Origin of the sequence: Azospirillum halopraeferens DSM 3675 (assembly GCF_000429625.1) — a bacterium.
Classification (GTDB): Bacteria; Pseudomonadota; Alphaproteobacteria; order Azospirillales; family Azospirillaceae; genus Azospirillum; species Azospirillum halopraeferens.
Genome location: NZ_AUCF01000004.1, coordinates 400,141 through 419,498, shown reverse-complemented (window position 1 = coordinate 419,498; position 19,358 = coordinate 400,141). Strand labels below are relative to the sequence as shown.

Here is a 19,358-nt window from a genome sequence, read left to right as displayed (position 1 = left end):
GGAAGCGAGGTTGAGCATGGCGAACGACAGCGGGTGCCGGACGCTCCTGGAGCGCCACGGGGTGTATGACCGGCGCGTCGAGTTCCTCGGCGTGCCCATGGACCCCCTCGACATGGACGAGACGGTGCGCATCATCGACGCGGCGATCGCCGAGGGCGTCTGCCTGAAGCACGTCGTCGTCAACGTCTCCAAGCTGGTGCAGATGCGCTCCGACGCGGGGCTGCACGCCGACGTCGTCGACAGCGACCTCATCAACATCGACGGCATGGGCGTGGTGTGGGGGGCGCGGCTGGCCGGCCGCACCGTCCCCGCCCGCGTCGCCGGCATCGACCTGATGGACCGGGTGCTGGCGCTGTGTGCGAAGCGCGGCTACCGCCCCTACATCCTGGGGGCGAAGCAGGAGGTGCTGGAGCGCGCCGTTGCCAACATCCGGGCGCGCTACCCGGACCTCACGTTCGCCGGCTTCCGCAACGGCTACTTCAAGCGCGAGGACGAGCCGGCGATCGTCGAGGAGATCCGGGCGTCGGGAGCCGATTGCCTGTTCGTTGCCATCTCCAGCCCCACCAAGGAGCGCTTCACCCAGCAGTACCGCGATCGGCTGGGGGTGAAGTTCCTGATGGGGGTCGGCGGGTCGGTCGACGTGATGGCCGGCATCACCCGCCGCGCCCCGGACTGGATGCAGCGGGCCGGGCTGGAATGGCTCTACCGCGTGCTTCAGGAGCCGCGGCGGATGTGGAAGCGCTATCTCATCACCAACTGCCTGTACGCCGGGCTGCTGGCCCGCGAACTGGCCCGGCCCCGGCGTCCCGCCGCCCGGCCGGGGGTGGACGCGGGGCGGGCCTGACGCGGACGGTCAGGCCGTCCGGCCCGTCAGCCGCTTCAGTTCGTCCAGCGCCTTGCTGATGAGGATGGCACCGGGATCGGTGCGTGCGCCGTCGACCACCGCCTGAAGCCCGACGGAGGCGGCGGCGACGGCCGCCGTCGCCCGGGCGAGATCGGCGGTGTTGATCTGCGCCTTGCTGTCCTGCAGATCGGACAGGGCCTGCTCCAGCGACGCCCGGCGGTCGGGGTCCGTGGTGGCGGCGATCGTCTGCGCCAGCCCCTGCATGGCCCGGCTGACGGCGGCGGCGGCGGCGTTGACGTCCGGGCCGGTCAGCGCCGGGACGGCCGGCGTCGATGCCGGGTTGGCGGCGGGCGTGTCGTTGCTCATGTCCTTGGTCTCCGGCAATGGTGTCAGCGGCCGTCGCGGCGCAGGGCGGCGTAGGCGCGCCGCCAGGCGCGGGCATCGGCGCCCAGGGTTGCCGATCGCTGCGCCAGGTTGGACAGGGTGGCGGGGGCGGCCGGCGTGCGGTAGCCGGCCACCAGCGCGTCCAGGGCCTCCGACACCCGGTCGAGCAGCACGACATAATCGGACAGCGCCACGCGCAGGCCGTCGATGCGCGCCGCGGCGGTGGCGGCCGCGGCGCGGTCGGTGGCGATGTCGAAGGCGTTCGACGCATCGTAGGACAGGGTGCGGAACATGGCGGCGGAGCCGTCGCGCAGGGCGGCGATCACCGCCTTGACCTGCGGGGCGCCGTCCAGCACCAGCCGCTGCAACTCCTCGGCGTTGGCCGCGCCCAGCGCCGCGTCGATGACCCCCTTCAGTTCGGCGAAGGCGGCGCTCACGCCGGTCAGCGCGGGGGTGCCGACCCCGGCCAGACCGAGCAGGCCGGTGCCGATCGTCGCCAGTTCCCCCCGCGCCTCGTCGACGTTGCCGTCCTCGGCCAGCAGCCTGAGCACCCCGGCGTAGGAACGCACCGCCGAGAGGCCGCCGCGCAGGGCCAGCACCGCCTGCGTGTCGCTGAGGGTGGAGAAGTAATAGGCGGAATTCGCGTCAAACCCCTCCACCCGGCTGGCCCCGTAGCCGGTCAGCAGCAGGTTGCGCGCCTTCGCGTCGGCCCGGTAGGCCCGCTGCCCCTGCACCTTGTCAGCGGCCGACAGGTCGTCCAGCAGCGGCTCGCTGGCGGTCTCCAGCGCCTCCACCGCCTGCGCGAACATCCTCACCTCCGCCACCGGCCGGTCGGTAGCGCACCCCGCCACGACCAGGCTCATCCCCAGGGCCGCCCCGGCGGCCCATCGCCTCGCATTCATTGCATTCCCCCGGTGACCTGTCCCTCACAGGCCTGATCATTGGAGGAAAAGCAACCGATAAGAGCAAATCTTTTCTGAATAGTTCGTATAACGCATGCATCTGCATGCGTTTCGCCGCAGCCGTAGACCTGCATGCCCGCCGCGCCTACGAAAAAGCCCCCCGGCGGGCGCCGGGGGGCACAGTTCGTTTCCGAACTCACATCGGAGACCCGATAGCGTCGGCTGTCCGGGCTGACCGAATGAAGTCAACGCCATTCTACCCGAACCATCGTTATGCGCAAGTACACATAACGACCGTGGGTGATCCCGGCGAACGCGTCAGCCCGTGAGGAACCAGGTGTCGGCGACGTCGCGGGCGGCGATGCCGGTGAGCGTCACCGTGTCACCGGAGCTGAAGGTGACCACCGCCCCGGCACCGCCGTCGGCCACTGTCCAGGTGAGGCCGTCCACCACCCGCATGCGGTCGCCCTCGGCCGCGCTGAAATCGCCGATGACGTCATGCCCGCCGCCGATGCCGAACACGAAGGTGTCGGCGCCCTCGCCGCCGAAGAGGGTGTCGTTGCCGCGGTTGCCCGCCAGCACGTCGTTGCCGATGTTGCCGTACAGGACGTCATCGCCCTGGCCGCCGAACATGGTGTCGTCGCCCTGTCCGCCGAACAGCGTGTCGTCGCCCAACTGGCCGTAGACCAGGTCGTTGCCGATCTGGCCGTACAGCAGATCGCGGTCCTGCCCGCCGAACAGGGTGTCGTCGTCCTGCCCGCCGAACAGCGTGTCGTTGCCCTGGTTGCCGTACAGCAGGTCGGCACCGCGGTTGCCGAACACCTGATCATGCTCGGACCCGGCATAGACCGTGTCGTTGCCCAGCCCGCCGACGATGGTGTCGTTACCCTGGTGCCCGATCAGCAGGTCGTCGCCGGAACCGCCGAAGAGCTTGTCGTCACCGTGGTTGCCCAGCAGGGTGTCGTTGCCCCAGTGGCCGTAGAGGTGGTCGTCCTCGCTGCCGCCGTCGATCCAGTCGGCGCCCTCGCCCCCTTCCAGGGTGTCTGCGCCGGGCCCGCCGTACAGCGTGTCGTCGCCGCCGTGGCCCCAGAAGAAGTCGTTGCCGGTTTCCCCTTCGGCCAGGGTCGTCTTGCCGATGAAGAGGTCGTTGCCCTCGCTGCCCTCGATCAGGTCGACGCGGACGATCACGTCGCCGGCGGCATGCCCCCGGCTGTTGGCCGGGTTCTCCAGATCGAGCACGATCCCTTCCAGCCCCGCCGAGGCGTAGGTCACCCGGTCGAAGGCGTTGTCGAAGCCGCCGTCCATGTAGTCGGCGCCCGGACCGCCGTCCAGGGTGTCGGACCCTTCGCCACCATAGAGCGTGTCGTTGCCCGCACCGCCGTACAGATAGTCCGCCCCCAGCAGGCCATAGAGAACGTTGTCGCCGTCGTCGCCGATCAGCGTGTCGTCGCCGTTGGACGGCGTGCCGCTGATCGCCAGCAGGTGGGGCCAGCCCTCATGCCCTGTGAACGGCGCGGCGGTCGCGACCGGCCCGGTGGCGCGGTCGAGCGTCCAGGACCCGCCCTGCGCCGCATCACCCACCGGCCCCGACGACGCGGCGACGGTCGCCCCGGTCGCCGCCGCCAGCCGATCGAGGAACAGCCGGCCGGCCGCGCCATCGCCGGTGCGGCAGGCGTGGATCAGAAGTTCGGTCCCCGGCGCCAACGGCCAGTGACGGTCCAGGATGGAGGCGGAGTCGATGGCGGCCGCGCCGATGCGCACAGCGCCCGGGGCGCCATGGCCCAGCAGGTGGATGGCGCCCGGGCGGGCGGCCAGCGCACCGGACAGTGCGGCGAACGCATCCCCGTCCCGCGGCACCAGGACCGTCCGGATGCCGTCCCTTTGCCGTTCGAGAAGATAGGCCAGATCCTCGAGTGCGGCGTCCGCAATCAAAATCTCTCGCACCGCTTGCCCCCTGCCTTTCATGTTGCCGCTTCCCGGCCGTCAACTCCGTCACCGCGCCGGGCGGACCCGCACGCCGACAGGCGGACCCTCCTCGAACGACGGCCATGACCGGGACAGACAGGAGTGTGGCGGGCCGGGGCGCGGCGCAAAACCCGGAATAGGGGGTATACCCCTGAAGCTTCCGGTGAGCCGTCCAACGGATCGTTCACCCGATTTTTGGTTCTATGACGCTCCGTTGCGGGATCGGGGGCAATCCGACCGTTTCGTTTCGCGGGATGGTCGATCTCGACACTGGACGTGAGGCGTACGGAGGATCATCATCCCGCGCAACGGGCGAGAGCCCGGTTGGGGCTGGGAACGCAGCGGGGGACCGGATCGCATGACGAAATCGGAGATGGCATTCGCCGAACGCAAGCTGTTCGTCGAACGGTGGGTCAAGTCACCGCTGAAGGTGGCATCGGTAACGCCGAGCGGCGCCGATCTCTGCCGCGCCATGGCCGAGGGTGCCGGCGCCGCGGCCGGCCGCCGCGTGATCGAACTGGGTCCGGGCACCGGTCCGATCACCGCCGCCCTCCTCCACGCCGGCGTAGCGCCCTCCGACCTGCTGCTGCTGGAACTGGACGACGTCTTCGCCCACCACCTGCGCACCCGTCATCCCGGCGTCACGGTGGTGGAGGGCGACGCCCGCCGAATCGGCCGCGCCGCGGCCGCACACGGCTGGACCGGGTGCGACGCCGTTGTATCGGGCCTGCCGCTGATCGCCATGCCCCTATCGGCGCAGGTGCGCATCGCCGGCGGCGCGTTCGAGGCGATGGGGCCGGGGGGCGTGTTCGTCCAGCTCACCTACGGCCCGTTCTCGCCGCTGAACCCGGCGCTGGTGCGTCGCCTCGGCCTCGTCGGGCGACGGTTCCGCTGGATCGCCCGCAACCTGCCGCCGGCCTCCGTGTGGGTCTACCGTCGCCGCACCGCGGTGAACTGATACGACCGCGATCCGCCGCGCCGCTGCACCGCCGCCACTGCGATCGATCAATGGCGCAGGCGGCGGAACGGGGCACACTGCTGCGGTCCGCGACACTGTGCGACGGCCGACCGAGCGACAACCGATGCAGCCCTACGCCCGCCCTGCCCTGCTCTTCCTCGCCCGCCATCTCGCCGCCGGCCTGCTGGCGGGCCTGAGCTTCTGCACGGGCATGCTGTGGTTCGACGTCGCCGGCCTGGGCACCCTGCTGCTGGAGTCGGAGCACATGGCCGTCGGCCTCTACCTGTTCTTCGGGTCGGTCTGCGGCACCTTCGGCGGGGTCGCCATGGCGGTGGGCGTGATGAACCTGGGCGATCACGCCGACCGTCCCGACCGCAAACACTGATGGCCTAAAGCGGCCGGCCGGGCTCCCAGCCCTCCGGGGCCAGGCGGAAGCCCTCGAACCGGAAGGCCGGGGCGACGGTGCAGCCCACCAGCGTCCAGGCGCCGAGCGGCCGGGCCGCCTGCCAGGCGCCCTCGGGCACCACGGCCTGCGGGCGCTCGCCCGCCGCCAGGTCCATGCCCAGGCGCAGCGTGCGCACCGTCGCGCCGTCGTGATCGGCGATGGCCAGTTCCAGCGGGCCGCCGCCGTACCAGTGCCACATCTCCACCGCGTCGACCGTGTGCCAGTGGGACCGCTCGCCTGCCCGCAGCAGGAAATAGATACCGGTCATGACGCCCCGCCCGCCGTCCGCGACGGTGCCGGCGTGCCGGTAGGTCTCGACGAAATGGCCGCCCTCGGGGTGCGGCTGCATGCCCAGCAGGGCGATGATGCGATCCGGATCCATGGTGTCCTCCCTGCGACCGGTGGCGCTCATGGCCGGAAGCAGCGGGCCATGGTGCGGTCCTTGTCGATGTACTGGCAGGTGTAGCCGTTGTTGAAGTTGAATCGGGTGCCCCGGCTGTCCATCCGGCGGACCGACACCAACACCGTATCCCCCTGCTTGAAATGGGCCCAGGCTGACGAATCCAGGTGAATGCGAATACCGTTGGAGAACACCACGTCGCGCGATGGCGTGACGGTGACGGTGACCCCGTTGTTGAAGGCCATGCCGCCGCCCTTCGTCGGGACGGCGGCCATTCCGCTGGTGCAGTTCACGCCTTCCGGCTGCACCGCGACGCACTCGAACGCCCGGGGCTGGGCCGCGGTCAGGACCATCGCGTAGACGGCAACCTCGAGAACGCTGAGAGCCATGGCACACCTCCTGCCGCTCTATCCCGGTGCTACGCCCGAAACGTTGCCAAAAGGATAATTCGCAGACGTTTGAAACCTCCGCATCGCCCATCCGTGCATCCGCGCGGAACTCTGCCGCGGCAACCCGTGTTGCCGCATCGCAAACCGCTGGTGGGTGCCCCATGGACAAACCGCTCCCTTCCCGGACGTCCGACACGGCGGCGGGTCCGGTGCCGAAGATCCTGGATGCCGTCGGCATGCTGGCTGCGGCCGGCGGCGGGTTGGGCGCGGTGCTCCTGCTGGTGGAGGCGCCGTTCGATGGCCCGTGGGCGGTGATCGCGGCGGTGGCGGCGGTGTTCGCCGGCATCTACGCCGGTTTCCTGATGATGGGGTTCGCCGCCACCCTCCGCCTGCCCGGCCCCATTCGCCGGCGGCTCGACCAACCCACGGAACCCGAATGATCCCTCCTCCCCTGGACTGCGTGGTGGTCGGCGGCGGCCCGGCCGGCCTGACCGCGGCCATCTACCTGGCACGCTACCGCCGCCGTTTCCTGGTCGTCGATGCCGGCGAGAGTCGGGCCGCCTGGATTCCCGTGTCCCACAACCACGCGGGCTTTCCCGAGGGCATCGCCGGCACCGACCTGCTGGCCCGCATGCGCGACCAGGCCCGCCGCTACGGCGCCCGCATCGAGCGCGGCCGGGTGGAATCCCTGCACCGCAACGACGACGGCACCTTCACGGTGCACCGCGAGGGCGCCGGCGCCCTGTCCGCCCGCACCGTGTTGATGGCCACCGGCGTCATCGACGTGGAGCCGGTGCTGCCGGACGTCCACCGCGCGGTGCAGCGCGGCCTCGTCCGGCATTGCCCGATCTGCGACGGCTACGAGGTCATCGGGCAGAGCATCGGCGTCATCGGCCACGGCGCCGCCGGGCTGGGCGAGGCGCTGTTCCTGCGCACCTGGAGCGACCGCATCACCCTGCTGACGCTGGGCGAGACCATGGGGCTGCGCGACGCCGACCGGCATCGCCTGGCCGCCGCCGGCATCCGTTCGGTGGAGGAGCCCGTGGTGGAGGTCCACACCGAGAACGACCGCATCGCCGCGCTCACCACGGCGTCGGGGGAACGGTTGACCTTCGACACCCTCTACTCCGCCCTGGGGGCGGTGCCGCGCGCCGATGCCGCCAAGCCGCTGCACCCGGACCGCGCCGCCGACGGCCGGCTGCGCATCGGTGAACGCCAGGCCACCAGCGTCGACGGGCTGTACGCCGCGGGCGACGTGGCGGACGGGCTGAACCAGATCGCCGTCGCCATGGGTGACGCCGCCCGGGCGGCGACCGCCATCCACCGCCGCCTGCTGGTGGCAGACGGGCAACTCTACACGGCGCAACCGGAGGGCGGGGCTCGCCCTGCGGAATGAGCCCGCCCGGCGTATTCCCCTTGCATCCTTGCCCAGAACTGCGACCTTAGCAAGAGTCCATCCCGGAGCTTCGACGACCTTTCGTTGTCGATCCGCTCGCTTTTCAAGCAGCGTCCGAGGGAGGACCGAATGCGCGACGCCCATCCCGCCGATGGCGACACCACCAACCCGGCCGCGCCGACCGTCATCGTCATCAACCACGGCACCCATATGGAGTACCGCGGCACCGACGGCGACGACCTGATCATCGGCACCAACGGCCCCGACGTCCTGTACGGTGGTCCCGGCAATGACACCCTCTCCGGCGGCGACGACGACGACACCCTGGAAGGCGGACCCGGCGCCGACCGTCTGGACGGCGGCGACGGCTTCGACGAGGTGTCCTACAGCGGTGCCGCGGCGGGGGTAGTGGTCGACCTGGCCACGCCGGCGAACAACACCGGCGACGCCGCGGGCGACACCCTGGTGTCGATCGAGGTGGTCAGCGGCTCGCGCCACGCCGACCGGCTGATCGGTGACGACGGCGCCAACATCTTCCTGGCCGACGAAGGCGACGACCTGGTGAGCGGCGGCGGCGGCGATGACTTCCTGGTCGGCGACCTCGGCAGCGACACCCTCTACGGCGGCGACGGTGACGACGAACTGGACGGTCACCGCCCGGGAGACACCGGTCGGGACCTGCTGATCGGCGGTGCCGGTAACGACACGCTGAACGGTGGCGACGGCGCCGACACGATGATCGGCGGCTCCGGGGCCGACGTGTTCCGCCTGCTCGTCTCCGGCGGGCAGACGGGCACGCCGCTGATCGCCGACTTCGGCGACGGGGATGACCGGATCGTCATCGGCTGGGTCCCGCTGAGCGGTCCGGTGACGGCGGGAGACGGAAGCGGCCTCGGCTACGGCAGCATCGCCGCGCAGGCCGGTCCGGGCGGCACCACGCTGCTGCACATCGGCACCGACACGGTGCCCGGCGCCGACTACACCGTCGCCCTGACCGGCTCCCTGCCCGCCTCCCGCTTTGTGGTGGAGGGGATGGAGATCCGCCTTGCCCCCGACACCGGCGCCGACCCCGGCACGCCTCCCCCTGCCACCGGCACCGGTACCGGCACCGTCGACGACACGGGTGGCGGATCGGACGGCGGGTCGAACGGTGGCTCGGATGGTGGCTCGGATGGTGGCTCGGACCGCGATACGCCCCCGCCGGCCGTCTCGGCGACGCCGGGTGACGATGACCTGCGCGGGACCGACGGGGACGACGTCCTGAGCGGGGGCGACGGCAACGACACGCTGTGGGGCGACGCCGGTGCCGACGCGCTGTACGGCAACCGCGGGGCGGACGTCCTCTATGGCAACGTCGGCGACGACAGCCTGTTCGGCGGCCAGGACGAGGACAGCCTGTTCGGCGGGCAGGGCGACGACCAGCTCTACGGCCAGATCGCGGCCGACGTGCTGTACGGCCAGATGGGCGCCGACAGCCTGTTCGGCGGTCAGGGGGCGGACACCCTGTTCGGCGGGCAGGGCGACGACGTGCTGTACGGCAACCGCGGCGATGACGTGTTGGCCGGCAACCTGGGCAACGACACGCTGTTCGGCGGTGAGGGCGCCGACACCTTCGTCTTCGGGGCCGGCGGCGGGCACGACGTGATCGGTGACTTCAATGCGGCCGCGGGCGACCGCATGCAGGTGGCGGGCGGCCTGACCTGGACGGTGGCCGACGGCGGTGCCGGGGCGGTGGTCACCTTCACCTCCGGCGATACGGTGACGCTGGCCGGAATCGCCGCCCGCGACGTGGCCGACGGCTGGTTCCAGACCTGACCGACGGACCGGAACGGCGACGAGACGGAAACTTTGCCGCAGCCGTTGAACTTTCCTGCACGTCGCGTGTTGCACCCGGCAAAGGCAAGGGTTCCGTCCCGACCGGAACCCGGCCGCCGGAGGCATAAGGGGGAATCCATGAAACACGCGAAGGCGACCGCGCTCGCCTGTCTCGCGGCGCTTTGTTCGCCATTCACCGCTCTGGCCCAGACGGGAGACGGACCGATCGTCGACGAACCGGCGTGGCAATTGTGGCATCCGCCGGCCGTCACGCCGGTGATGGAGCAGATGGACGCCTTCCACCAGCTTCTTCTGTGGATCATGGTTGCGGTCTGTCTGCTGGTGGTGGCGCTGCTCGCCTATGTCACGATCCGCTTCCGCGCGAGCGCCAACCCGACGCCGTCGCGCACCTCGCACAACACGCTGATCGAGGTGATCTGGACCACCGTCCCGGTGATCATCCTGGTCATCATCGCGGTGCCGTCGTTCCGTGTCCTCTACTTCGCCGACCGGGCGGTGGAAGCGGACATGACCATCAAGGCGACGGGGCGGCAGTGGTACTGGGATTACACCTATCCCGACCACGGCGACTTCACCTTCAGCTCCATCATGATCCCGGAGGATGAGATCCAGCCGGGCCAGAAGCGGCTGCTGGAGGTCGACAACCGGGTGGTCGTGCCGGTGAACAGCACCGTGCGCCTGCTCACCACCGGCGGCGACGTCATCCATTCCTGGACGATCCCGGCCTTCGGCATCAAGAAGGACTCCATTCCCGGCCGCATCAACGAGACCTGGTTCCGGGCCGAGGTCGAAGGGGTCTACTACGGCCAGTGCTCGGAAATCTGCGGCACCGGCCATGCCTACATGCCCATCGCCGTGGAGGTCGTCTCCCCCGAACGCTTCGAAGCCTGGGTCGAGCAGGCCCGGCAGGAGTTCGCCGCCTCCGCTCCCGCGCCGGAGGCCGGGGCCACCCGCGTCGCCGCCCGCTGATCAGCCCGTTCGAGTGAGGTTCCATCCGATGGCCGAACAGAGCACGCCCGCCCACGACGGGGCGGACCATCACGACCACACGCCGGGCTTCGTCCAGCGCTGGTTCTTTTCCACCAACCACAAGGACATCGGGACGCTGTACATGATCTTCGCCGTGGTCGCGGCGTTGATCGGCATCGGCTTCTCCGCCATCATGCGGGCGGAGTTGCACAGCCCCGGTCTCCAGGTCGTCGAGGACGGCCAGTTCTGGAACGTCATCATCACGGCCCATGGCCTGATCATGGTGTTCTTCGTCGTCATGCCCGCACTGATCGGCGGCTTCGGCAACTGGTTCGTGCCGATCATGATCGGCGCCCCCGACATGGCCTTCCCGCGGCTCAACAACATCAGCTTCTGGCTGCTGGTGCCGGCCTTCCTGCTGCTGCTGGCCTCACCCTTCGTCGGGCAAGGGGCGGGAACGGGCTGGACCATCTACCCGCCGCTGTCCAACCAATCCCATCCGGGGCCGGCGGTGGACCTGGCGATCTTCTCCCTGCACCTGGCAGGCGCCTCGTCGATCCTGGGTGCCGCGAACTTCATCACCACCATCTTCAACATGCGCGCGCCGGGCATGACGCTGCACAAGATGCCGCTGTTCGTGTGGGGCATGCTGGTGACCGCATTCCTGCTGCTGCTGGCCGTGCCGGTGCTGGGCGGCGCCATCACCATGCTGCTGACCGACCGCAACTTCGGCACCTCCTTCTTCGACCCGGAGGGCGGCGGCGACCCGGTGCTGTTCCAGCACCTGTTCTGGTTCTTCGGCCACCCCGAAGTCTACATCATGATCCTGCCGGGGTTCGGCATCATCTCGCAGGTGGTGTCCACCTTCTCGCGCAAGCCGGTGTTCGGCTATCTCGGCATGGCCTACGCCATGGTGGCCATCGGCGTGGTCGGCTTCGTGGTGTGGGCGCACCACATGTACACGGTGGGCCTGGACGTCGACACCCGCGCCTATTTCACCGCCGCCACCATGATCATCGCGGTGCCCACGGGCATCAAGATCTTCTCGTGGATCGCCACCATGTGGGGCGGCTCCATCGAGTTCAAGACGCCGATGCTGTTCGCCATCGGCTTCATCTTCCTGTTCACCGTCGGCGGTGTCAGCGGCGTGGTGCTCGCCAACGGCGGCCTCGACCAGACGCTGCACGACACCTACTATGTCGTCGCCCACTTCCACTACGTGCTGTCGCTGGGCGCGGTGTTTTCGATCTTCGCCGGCTGGTACTACTGGATCGGCAAGATGTCGGGGCGCCAGTACCCGGAGTTCTGGGGCAAGGTGCACTTCTGGATGACCTTCGTCGGCGCCAACCTCACCTTCTTCCCGCAACACTTCCTGGGCACCGCCGGGATGCCGCGCCGGATCCCCGATTACCCGGACATGTACGCGGGGTGGAACATGGTGTCCTCGTTCGGCTCGTACCTGGCGTTCAGCGGCCACCTCGTGTTCATCGCGCTGGCCATCTACACGGTGTTCCGCGGCGCCCGGGTGGGGGCCAACTACTGGGGGCCCGGCGCCACGACCCTGGAATGGACCCTCAGCTCGCCGCCGCCCTACCACCAGTTCGAACGGCTGCCGACGGTGAAGTGACGGGCTGAACCGGCAACCGATCTAACGGCGGCGCCGCAGCACGTCCCCGCTGGCGAGCACGGCACCGCCCACGATCAGGGCACAGGCGGCCCAGACGGTCCAGCCGCCGATGGCATGGCCGATCAGGATCAGCAGCAACGTCGACATCAGCGGCGCGGCGTAGCTCATCGCCCCCAGCGCCCGGATGTCGCCGTGCTTCACCCCGTGGTCCCAGGTGAAGAAGGATAGGCCCACCGGGGCCAGGCCCATCAGCAGCACCGCCAGCCACTCGCCCCCCGCGGGCACCACGGTCTCCTCGAAGAGCAGGTGACACACCGCCGCCAGGAGGGACGTGGCCAGGCAGAACCAGCCCACCGCCTCGGTCGGGACATGGCCGAAGCGGCGCGACGCCACGGAATAACCGCCCCATGTCAACGCCGCGGCGATCGCCGCGAGATAGCCCGGCAGATTGGCCGCCTCCAGCGTCACCCCGCCCGCCGATCCGCGCCCGGTGACCAGGATCGCCGTGCCGGCCAGCCCGGCCAAAGCGCCCAGCACATGGGTGCGGCGCAGGCTCTCCCCCGGAAGCAGGGCCGAGAACAGGACGATCAGCAGCGGCCACAGATAGTTCAGCAGGTTCACCTCGACCGCCGCATCGGGCGCCAGGCGGAAGGCGAGGAAGTAGAAGAAGTGATAGCCGAACAGCCCGCCGACGCCGAGCGCCCACACCGGCCATGGCTGGCGCAGCACCCCCACCGCGTCGCGGCCGAGCGCCAGGGCGCCGCCCGTGCCCACGAGAAAGGCGATGAGGAAGGCCATGGCGACGAGCTGGAACGGCGGAATCACCCCCGACAGCGTCGTCAGCGGCGCCAGCGTCGCCCACATCACGATGGCCGTGCCGCCGATCGCGGTGGCACGGCGGACGTCGTGGCCGGGGCGGCCGGGAAGAGCGGCGGAGGTCATCGGGGCTCCGATTGGATTGGCGTCGGGACCCGCCGTGCATACCGCACCCGCGGGGTCGGACTCAACGCTGCCGGCCCGGACGCCCGGATCAGAATGACGACCCCGGCTCCTTAAGGAACGCCTCCTCCTCCGGTGTGCTCGGCCGGCCGAGGACGGCGTTGCGGTGAGGGAAGCGGCCGAAGCGCTCGATGATCGCCAGGTGGCGTTCGGCATAGTCCACCGCCTCCGCCAGGCCGACCCGTTCGCGGAACAGGGCCACCGCCAGACGCTGGTCCTCCATGTCCTCGCTGTGCTCCAGCGGCAGGTAGAGGAACATGCGCTCGTCGGCGGTGCACTCCAGGTCGAAGCCTTCGGCCAGCGCATGGCGGGTGACGGCGCGCGCCGCGGCGTCGGTGGCGAAGGACCGCGGGCTGCCGCGGAACACGTTGCGCGGCACCTGGTCCAGCAGGATGCACAGGGCCAGACAGCCGTCCACGTCCTCCTTCCAATGATCAAGGCGCCCGGCGGCGGCGGCCTCGTGGTGCTCCAGCAGCGTGTCGCGGACCGCCCGGTCGAAGCTGTCGGAGCGGCGGAACCAATAGGACTTCACCGCGTCGTCGAACCAGAAGTCCACGATCTCGTCGATCAGCGTGTCGGCCATCGGTCCCCCCTGCCATTCGTTCCGGGCCTTCGGTTCACCGGGCCCGAAAACAGAACAGGGCGCCCGGAGGCGCCCTGTCCAGCGAAAACGTCAGGCCGCCACCGGATCAATGGTGGACGTTGCTCCAGAGCTGGCGCTTCACCGCGTACATCATGCCGGCGAAGACGATCAGGAACAGGATCACCTTAACGCCCGTCTGCTTGCGGGTGTCCATGTGGGGTTCCGCCACGAAGGTCAGGAACGTGGACACGTCGCGCGCCTGCTGCTCCACCGTCGCCTCCGTGCCGTCGGCGTAGGTGACGCCATCCGGCATCAGGATGTTGGGCATGCCGACCTGATGGCCGGGGAAGTACTCGTTGTAGTACATGCCGTCCATCAGGGTGACGCCCTCGGGCGGCTCCTTGAAGCCGGTGAGGAAGGCGTAGAGGTAGTCTTCGCCGCCGACCCGGGCCTTGGCCATCAGCGACAGGTCCGGCGGCAGGGCGCCGTTGTTGGACGCGCGGGCCGCCTGGTCGTTGGGGAACGGGCTGGGGAAGCGGTCGGCCGGGATGCCCGGGCGGTCGAACATGTCGCCCGCGTCGTTCGGCCCGTCCTCGATGGTATAATCGGCAGCGATCGCCCGGATCTGGTCCTCGTTGTAACCGATGCCGACCAGCGTGCGGATCGGCACCAGCTCCAGCGAGTGGCAGCTCGCGCAGACGTCACGGTAGACCTGGAAGCCGCGCTGGGCGGCCGCCCGGTCGATCGTCCCAAAGACGCCCGAATGGGGCCAGCTCTGCGCCGGGATAGCCACGCCCTCGGCCGCCACGGCCGTGCCGGCCAGCCCCAGCGCCAGGGCCGCGGAGAGGAAAGCAGTCTTCAGCGCGCGCATTAGGCCTTCTCCATCGGGCTGGCGTGGGCGCCGGCAGCGACGCGGCCACCGCCCTTGAGAACCGGTTCGCTGATGCTGGCCGGCAGCGGAAGCGGACGCTCCAGCTTGCCCAGGACCGGCAGCAGGATCAGGAAGTGGAAGAAGTAGTAGGCAGTGGCGATGCGGCCGATGGTCAGCCAGATGCCTTCGGCCGGCATGGCGCCGGCGTAGCCCAGCACCAGGCAGCAGAGCACCAGGACCCAGAAGAACTGGCGGTAGATCGGACGGAACTTGCAGCTCCGCACCTTCGAGGTGTCGAGCCAGGGCAGGACGAACAGCACGGCGATGGCGCCGAACATCGCGATGACGCCGCCCAGCTTGTCCGGAATGGCGCGCAGGATGGCGTAGAACGGCAGGAAGTACCACTCCGGCACGATGTGCGCCGGCGTCACCAGCGGGTTGGCCGGGATGTAGTTGTCCGGGTGGCCCAGGTAGTTCGGCATGAAGAAGACGAACGCGCAGTAGAAGATCAGGAAGACCACCACCGCGAACAGGTCCTTCACCGTGACGTAGGGGTTGAACGGAACGGTGTCCTGCGGACCCTTGGCGTCGATGCCCAGCGGGTTGTTGGAGCCGGAGACGTGCAGGGCGGCGGTGTGGAGGATGACCACCGCGAAGATCACGAACGGCAGCAGGAAGTGCAGAGCAAAGAAGCGGTTCAGCGTCGGGTTGTCGACCGAGAAGCCGCCCCACAGCCAGGTCACGATCGGGTCGCCGACGATCGGGAAGGCCGAGAACAGGTTGGTGATGACGGTGGCACCCCAGAAGCTCATCTGGCCCCACGGCAGCACGTAGCCCATGAAGGCGGTGGCCATCATCAGAAGCAGGATCACCACCCCCAGCATCCACAGGATCTCGCGCGGGGCCTTGTACGAGCCGTAGTAAAGGCCGCGGAACATGTGGATGTAGACGGCGATGAAGAACATCGACGCGCCGTTGGCGTGCATGTAGCGCAGCAGCCAGCCGTAGTTCACGTCACGCATGATGCGCTCGACCGATTCGAAGGCGATCGAGGTGTGCGCGGCGTACTGCATGGCCAGCACCAGGCCGGTCGCGATCATGATCACGAGCATGACACCCGCGATGGCACCGAACGCCCACAGATAGTTGACGTTCCGGGGCATCGGGTATTCGTTGTACTCGTGATGCATCATCGTGAAGATCGGTAGACGGCTGTCGACCCACTTCACGACGGGATTCTTGAATGTAGAGGCGTGTCCCTGAGCCATATCGTCTGGTCTCCCGATACCGAGGGCCGCTTAGCCGAGCTTGACCGCGGTGTCACTGATGAAGGCGTATTCCGGCACGACCAGGTTGGCCGGCGCCGGGCCCCTGCGGATGCGGCCCGAGGTGTCGTAGTGCGACCCGTGGCACGGGCAGAACCAGCCGTCGAAGTCGCCGCGCGGGTCGGTCGGCTTCTGCCCCAGCGGCACGCAGCCCAGGTGCGTGCAGACGCCGATCACCACCAGCCACTGGGCCCGCTGCACGCGGGCGTCGTCGGCCTGCGGATCCGGAAGCTCGCGGATGTTGACCTGGGTCGCCTCGGCGATCTCCCGTTCGGTGCGGTAGCGGATGAACACCGGCTTGCCGCGCCAGGTGACGGTGATCGCCTGGCCTTCCTGGATGGGGGAGAGATCCACCTCGATCGAGGCGAGCGCCAGGGTGTCGGCCGCCGGATTCATGCTGTCGATGAACGGCCAGGCAGCCGCCGCGACACCGACGGCACCCACGGCACCGGTGGCGAGATAGAGGAAATCACGGCGGGAAGTCCCCTCGCCGCCGGGGGCCGCGTGGGCACCCGTGCCGGACGGATGCGTGGTCTCAGCCATAAGCGTCATTCTCCTCAGAACTGCACAGCGCGCGAGGGCCGCTGGGGGAAGCGTCGGACGTTCTTAGCATGACTCGGCTGTCCTTCTCCGCCGGTCGGGTAAGACCCGGTCATGCGGCTTCGACCGGAAGGGGGGTAAGCAGCCATTGGGGTGCGGTATAGCGTCGCGTCGCGCCGTTGAAAAGTCCTATCCTCCGGACATTATGTCGCGCGCATATAACGAACATTAGAAGCCACGAACGGATTGAGGGCATGCGGCTGGTCCTTTTCGAACCCGACATCCCCCAGAACGCGGGAACCCTGATGCGGCTGTGCGCCGCGTTGGGCGTCCCGCTGGACGTGATCGAGCCCTGCGGCTTCCTGTTCGACGACCGCAAGCTGCGGCGCGCCGGCATGGATTACCTGACCCACCTGGATCTGACCCGCCACATCTCGTGGAACGCGTACCGCGCAACGCCCGCGGCGGGGCGACTCGTGCTGTTGACGACCCGCGCCGCCCTGCCCTACACCGCCTTCGCCTTCCGCCCGGACGACCGGATCATGGTCGGTCGCGAGAGCGAGGGCGTGCCCGACGCGGTGCACGACGCGGCCGACGCGCGCCTGCTGATCCCCCTGAAGCCTCCCGCGCGCTCCCTCAACGTTGCCCTGGCGGCGGCGATGGTGTTGGGTGAGGCCATGCGACAGACCGCCGCACCTTCCGGAGCCCCCCGATGACGCCGACACCCCCGCCGACCCCGACCGTGCCGACCGAGGATCAGAAGGCCCGTGCCGCCGCCTGGTTCGCCACGTTGCGCGACCGCATCTGCGCCGCCTTCGAGGCGCTGGAGGACGAACTGGAGGGCGGCCCGCACGCCGCACTGCCGCCCGGGCGATTCGAGCGGCGGAACTGGCAGCGCCCCGACCACGGCGGTGACGAGGGTGGCGGCGGCACCATGGCGATCATGCGCGGGCGCGTGTTCGAAAAGGTGGGGGTCAACATTTCCACCGTGCACGGCACCTTCAGCCCGGAGTTCCGCGACAACATTCCCGGTGCGGCCGGCGACGGCCGGTTCTGGGCAGCGGGGATCAGCCTGGTGGCGCACATGCGCTCGCCGCTGGTGCCGGCGACGCACATGAACACCCGCCACATCGCCACCCGCTTCGGCTGGTTCGGCGGCGGCGCCGACCTCACCCCCACCGTCCCCGACGACGCGGACACCGCCGCCTTCCACGGGGCCCTGAAGGCCGCCTGCGATCGCCACGACCCGGCCTACTATCCGAAGTACAAGGAGTGGTGCGACCGCTACTTCTTCCTGCCCCACCGCAACGAGACGCGCGGTGTCGGCGGCATCTTCTACGACGGCCTGGACAGCGGCGACTGGGAGGCCGACTTCGCCTTCACCCGCGACGTCGGCCTGGCCTTTCTGGAGGTCTATCCCGCGCTGGTCCGCCGCCACATGCACACGCCCTGGACCGCCGAACAGCGCGAGGCCCTGCTGGTCAAGCGCGGCCGCTACGTGGAGTTCAACCTGCTCTACGACCGCGGCACCACTTTCGGGCTGAAGACCGGCGGCAACACCGAGGCCATCCTGATGAGCCTGCCGCCCGAGGTGAAATGGCCCTGAGGACGCGGCCGGCGCCGCGCCGTCAGACCCGCCGCCGCAGTTCCTCCAGGCACTCCGCGCGGCCCGGCCGGAAGTCCGCGGCGATCCACCACGCCTCGACCTGCCGGAGCAGGGCGCCGACACGCGGCCCGTGCGGCACGCCCAGCGCCAGCGCATCGCGGCCGGCCAGCGGAAAGCGCAGATCCTCCAGGTCGCCGGCGCTGGCCAGCGCCCTGCGGACGGTGGCCAGCGGCAGCGGGCCCGGCGCCTGCACCGCCACCAGGCGCACCAGGTCGCACCAGCGCCCGGCATCCCCCAGGCGGTAGAGGGCCCGCCGCCACGCCGCCGGATCGTCGCCGGGCGGCATCGCCACCGGCGGTTCGGCCATGGCGGCCAGACGGTCGCGGTCGGCGTTGGACAGGCGCAGCCGATCCGCCACCGCCCGGGTCCCCTCCGGCCCGCCGTTGAGCACCGCCCCCAGCCGCAGCAGGGAGTCCGGCGCCTCTCCCAGGGCGTGCTGCAACCGGACCATGCGATCCAGCCGGTCCCCGTCGGTGGGTGACGGCAGCAGGGGTGCGAGCACGCCGTGCGTCTCCATCAGCCGCCACACCGCCGCCGGATCGGGGGCCGACAGCAGCCGGAACAGCTCCCCCTGCACCCGCTCGCCGGACAGGGCGGGCAGCAGCGGCGCCAGTTCGGCGGCGGCCTCCAGCGCCTCGGCGTCGGGGGCGCCGCGGCCGTAGTGGGCGTAGAAGCGGAAGAAGCGCAGCAGCCGCAGCACGTCCTCGCGGATGCGCAGGCGGGCCGCTCCAACGAAGCGCACCCGCCCCGCCGCCATGTCCGCCAGCCCGCCGAAGGGATCATAGACCGCGCCGTCCGGGGTGCAGGACAGCGCGTTCATGGTCAGGTCGCGGCGCGCCGCGTCCTCCTTCCAGTCGTCGGTGAACTCCACCCGGGCGTGGCGGCCGAACGTCTCCACGTCGCGCCGCAGCGTCGTGATCTCGTAATGCTGCCGGTTCACCACCGCCGTCACGGTGCCGTGGGCGATGCCCGTGGGCACCGCGGTGAGGCCGGCCGCCCGCAGCACCTCCATCACCCGCTCCGGCGGGGCATGGGTGGCGATGTCGATGTCCTTGACCGGCCGCCCCAGCCAGGCGTCCCGCACGCAGCCACCGACGAACCGCGCGTCGACGCCGCCCGCCGCCAGCGCGTCGAGCACCGCCCGCGTTTCCGGCGCGGTCATCCAGGGCTGCGGCGCCAGCCGGGCGGCGGGGGATTGCATGGGATGGAGAACTCCGTCTTGCCGCCCGGCACGGGAACGACGCAGGGCGGCGGCTGCC

Annotated in this window: 21 protein-coding genes; 10 read left to right on the top strand and 11 right to left on the bottom strand. The window is 69.9% G+C overall.

Annotated features, from left to right (window positions below; all coding sequences use genetic code 11):
- The first annotated feature begins 16 nt into the window (after nt 1-16).
- Nucleotides 17-844, top strand: a complete 828-nt coding sequence (locus G472_RS0105520; protein ID WP_051340461.1) for a WecB/TagA/CpsF family glycosyltransferase — start codon at nt 17-19, stop codon at nt 842-844.
- A gap of 9 nt (nt 845-853) precedes the next feature.
- On the opposite strand, the gene G472_RS0105515 is transcribed toward G472_RS0105520, so the two are convergent.
- The 3 genes from G472_RS0105515 to G472_RS36785 form a co-directional block, all read right to left on the bottom strand.
- A complete protein-coding gene (locus G472_RS0105515; RefSeq protein WP_029007569.1) occupies nt 854-1,210 on the bottom strand; it encodes a hypothetical protein in 357 nt (118 codons plus the stop codon).
- A 23-nt stretch (nt 1,211-1,233) separates the two neighbouring features.
- On the bottom strand, nt 1,234-2,130 hold the full coding sequence (locus G472_RS0105510) for a hypothetical protein (protein WP_156927007.1): 897 nt from the start codon (nt 2,128-2,130) through the stop codon (nt 1,234-1,236).
- Nucleotides 2,131-2,448: 318 nt separating this feature from the next.
- On the bottom strand, nt 2,449-4,074 hold the full coding sequence (locus G472_RS36785) for a DUF4347 domain-containing protein (protein ID WP_169732782.1): 1,626 nt from the start codon (nt 4,072-4,074) through the stop codon (nt 2,449-2,451).
- A gap of 394 nt (nt 4,075-4,468) precedes the next feature.
- On the opposite strand from G472_RS36785, the gene G472_RS0105500 reads away from it, so the two are divergent.
- Nucleotides 4,469-5,053, top strand: a complete 585-nt coding sequence (locus G472_RS0105500) for a class I SAM-dependent methyltransferase (protein ID WP_029007567.1) — start codon at nt 4,469-4,471, stop codon at nt 5,051-5,053.
- A gap of 124 nt (nt 5,054-5,177) precedes the next feature.
- Nucleotides 5,178-5,438, top strand: a complete 261-nt coding sequence (locus G472_RS0105495) for a hypothetical protein (protein ID WP_029007566.1) — start codon at nt 5,178-5,180, stop codon at nt 5,436-5,438.
- Nucleotides 5,439-5,442: 4 nt separating this feature from the next.
- On the opposite strand, the gene G472_RS0105490 is transcribed toward G472_RS0105495, so the two are convergent.
- Complete coding sequence (locus G472_RS0105490) at nt 5,443-5,880, bottom strand: cupin domain-containing protein (protein WP_035691099.1); 438 nt, start codon at nt 5,878-5,880, stop codon at nt 5,443-5,445.
- Nucleotides 5,881-5,906: 26 nt separating this feature from the next.
- Nucleotides 5,907-6,287, bottom strand: a complete 381-nt coding sequence (locus G472_RS0105485; RefSeq protein WP_029007564.1) for a hypothetical protein — start codon at nt 6,285-6,287, stop codon at nt 5,907-5,909.
- A 161-nt stretch (nt 6,288-6,448) separates the two neighbouring features.
- On the opposite strand from G472_RS0105485, the gene G472_RS0105480 reads away from it, so the two are divergent.
- The 5 genes from G472_RS0105480 (at nt 6,449) to ctaD (ending at nt 12,115) form a co-directional block, all read left to right on the top strand.
- A complete protein-coding gene (locus G472_RS0105480) occupies nt 6,449-6,727 on the top strand; it encodes a hypothetical protein (RefSeq protein WP_029007563.1) in 279 nt (92 codons plus the stop codon).
- Nucleotides 6,724-7,683, top strand: a complete 960-nt coding sequence (locus G472_RS31455) for an NAD(P)/FAD-dependent oxidoreductase (RefSeq protein ID WP_051340459.1) — start codon at nt 6,724-6,726, stop codon at nt 7,681-7,683. The genes G472_RS0105480 and G472_RS31455 overlap by 4 nt, the downstream gene beginning before the upstream one ends.
- 129 nt (nt 7,684-7,812) lie before the next feature.
- A complete protein-coding gene (locus tag G472_RS0105470) occupies nt 7,813-9,498 on the top strand; it encodes a calcium-binding protein (RefSeq protein ID WP_029007562.1) in 1,686 nt (561 codons plus the stop codon).
- 138 nt (nt 9,499-9,636) lie between these two features.
- Nucleotides 9,637-10,488, top strand: coding sequence for a cytochrome c oxidase subunit II (gene coxB, locus G472_RS31450; RefSeq protein ID WP_084536461.1), 852 nt, complete (start codon nt 9,637-9,639; stop codon nt 10,486-10,488).
- Between the two features lie 28 nt (nt 10,489-10,516).
- Complete coding sequence (gene ctaD, locus G472_RS0105460) at nt 10,517-12,115, top strand: cytochrome c oxidase subunit I (RefSeq protein WP_029007561.1); 1,599 nt, start codon at nt 10,517-10,519, stop codon at nt 12,113-12,115.
- A gap of 21 nt (nt 12,116-12,136) precedes the next feature.
- Here ctaD and yddG read toward each other — a convergent pair whose 3' ends face one another.
- The 5 genes from yddG to petA form a co-directional block, all read right to left on the bottom strand.
- The gene (gene yddG, locus G472_RS0105455) at nt 12,137-13,057 is read right to left on the bottom strand and encodes an aromatic amino acid exporter YddG (protein WP_051340457.1); all 921 of its coding nucleotides are present in this window, start codon (nt 13,055-13,057) and stop codon (nt 12,137-12,139) included.
- Between the two features lie 88 nt (nt 13,058-13,145).
- Entirely contained in the window at nt 13,146-13,697 is a 552-nt protein-coding gene (locus G472_RS0105450) for a DUF924 family protein (protein WP_029007559.1), read from the bottom strand.
- A 106-nt stretch (nt 13,698-13,803) separates the two neighbouring features.
- The gene (locus G472_RS0105445; protein WP_029007558.1) at nt 13,804-14,568 is read right to left on the bottom strand and encodes a cytochrome c1; all 765 of its coding nucleotides are present in this window, start codon (nt 14,566-14,568) and stop codon (nt 13,804-13,806) included.
- On the bottom strand, nt 14,568-15,836 hold the full coding sequence (locus tag G472_RS0105440; protein ID WP_029007557.1) for a cytochrome b: 1,269 nt from the start codon (nt 15,834-15,836) through the stop codon (nt 14,568-14,570). The genes G472_RS0105445 and G472_RS0105440 overlap by 1 nt, the downstream gene beginning before the upstream one ends.
- A gap of 30 nt (nt 15,837-15,866) precedes the next feature.
- Nucleotides 15,867-16,436, bottom strand: coding sequence for a ubiquinol-cytochrome c reductase iron-sulfur subunit (gene petA, locus G472_RS0105435; protein WP_029007556.1), 570 nt, complete (start codon nt 16,434-16,436; stop codon nt 15,867-15,869).
- Between the two features lie 251 nt (nt 16,437-16,687).
- Here petA and G472_RS0105430 point away from each other — a divergent pair, with 251 nt between their 5' ends.
- Nucleotides 16,688-17,149, top strand: a complete 462-nt coding sequence (locus G472_RS0105430) for a tRNA (cytidine(34)-2'-O)-methyltransferase (protein WP_029007555.1) — start codon at nt 16,688-16,690, stop codon at nt 17,147-17,149.
- Entirely contained in the window at nt 17,146-18,039 is an 894-nt protein-coding gene (gene hemF, locus G472_RS0105425) for an oxygen-dependent coproporphyrinogen oxidase (RefSeq protein WP_035691098.1), read from the top strand. Before G472_RS0105430 ends, hemF begins: the two co-directional genes overlap by 4 nt.
- A gap of 22 nt (nt 18,040-18,061) precedes the next feature.
- Here hemF and G472_RS0105420 read toward each other — a convergent pair whose 3' ends face one another.
- The gene (locus G472_RS0105420) at nt 18,062-19,300 is read right to left on the bottom strand and encodes a CCA tRNA nucleotidyltransferase (RefSeq protein WP_029007553.1); all 1,239 of its coding nucleotides are present in this window, start codon (nt 19,298-19,300) and stop codon (nt 18,062-18,064) included.
- Nucleotides 19,301-19,358: the final 58 nt, after the last annotated feature.

Excerpts from the sequence above, each read along its gene's own strand:
- G472_RS0105520 (WP_051340461.1), top strand. The coding sequence starts at position 17 with ATGGCGAACGACAGCGGGTGCCGGACGCTCCTGGAGCGCCACGGGGTG.
- G472_RS0105515 (WP_029007569.1), bottom strand. The coding sequence starts at position 1,210 with ATGAGCAACGACACGCCCGCCGCCAACCCGGCATCGACGCCGGCCGTC.
- G472_RS0105510 (WP_156927007.1), bottom strand. The coding sequence starts at position 2,130 with ATGAATGCGAGGCGATGGGCCGCCGGGGCGGCCCTGGGGATGAGCCTG.
- G472_RS0105500 (WP_029007567.1), top strand. The coding sequence starts at position 4,469 with ATGGCATTCGCCGAACGCAAGCTGTTCGTCGAACGGTGGGTCAAGTCA.
- G472_RS0105495 (WP_029007566.1), top strand. The coding sequence starts at position 5,178 with ATGCAGCCCTACGCCCGCCCTGCCCTGCTCTTCCTCGCCCGCCATCTC.
- G472_RS0105490 (WP_035691099.1), bottom strand. The coding sequence starts at position 5,880 with ATGGATCCGGATCGCATCATCGCCCTGCTGGGCATGCAGCCGCACCCC.
- G472_RS0105485 (WP_029007564.1), bottom strand. The coding sequence starts at position 6,287 with ATGGCTCTCAGCGTTCTCGAGGTTGCCGTCTACGCGATGGTCCTGACC.
- G472_RS0105480 (WP_029007563.1), top strand. The coding sequence starts at position 6,449 with ATGGACAAACCGCTCCCTTCCCGGACGTCCGACACGGCGGCGGGTCCG.
- G472_RS31455 (WP_051340459.1), top strand. The coding sequence starts at position 6,724 with ATGATCCCTCCTCCCCTGGACTGCGTGGTGGTCGGCGGCGGCCCGGCC.
- G472_RS0105470 (WP_029007562.1), top strand. The coding sequence starts at position 7,813 with ATGCGCGACGCCCATCCCGCCGATGGCGACACCACCAACCCGGCCGCG.
- coxB (WP_084536461.1), top strand. The coding sequence starts at position 9,637 with ATGAAACACGCGAAGGCGACCGCGCTCGCCTGTCTCGCGGCGCTTTGT.
- ctaD (WP_029007561.1), top strand. The coding sequence starts at position 10,517 with ATGGCCGAACAGAGCACGCCCGCCCACGACGGGGCGGACCATCACGAC.
- yddG (WP_051340457.1), bottom strand. The coding sequence starts at position 13,057 with ATGACCTCCGCCGCTCTTCCCGGCCGCCCCGGCCACGACGTCCGCCGT.
- G472_RS0105450 (WP_029007559.1), bottom strand. The coding sequence starts at position 13,697 with ATGGCCGACACGCTGATCGACGAGATCGTGGACTTCTGGTTCGACGAC.
- G472_RS0105445 (WP_029007558.1), bottom strand. The coding sequence starts at position 14,568 with ATGCGCGCGCTGAAGACTGCTTTCCTCTCCGCGGCCCTGGCGCTGGGG.
- G472_RS0105440 (WP_029007557.1), bottom strand. The coding sequence starts at position 15,836 with ATGGCTCAGGGACACGCCTCTACATTCAAGAATCCCGTCGTGAAGTGG.
- petA (WP_029007556.1), bottom strand. The coding sequence starts at position 16,436 with ATGGCTGAGACCACGCATCCGTCCGGCACGGGTGCCCACGCGGCCCCC.
- G472_RS0105430 (WP_029007555.1), top strand. The coding sequence starts at position 16,688 with ATGCGGCTGGTCCTTTTCGAACCCGACATCCCCCAGAACGCGGGAACC.
- hemF (WP_035691098.1), top strand. The coding sequence starts at position 17,146 with ATGACGCCGACACCCCCGCCGACCCCGACCGTGCCGACCGAGGATCAG.
- G472_RS0105420 (WP_029007553.1), bottom strand. The coding sequence starts at position 19,300 with ATGCAATCCCCCGCCGCCCGGCTGGCGCCGCAGCCCTGGATGACCGCG.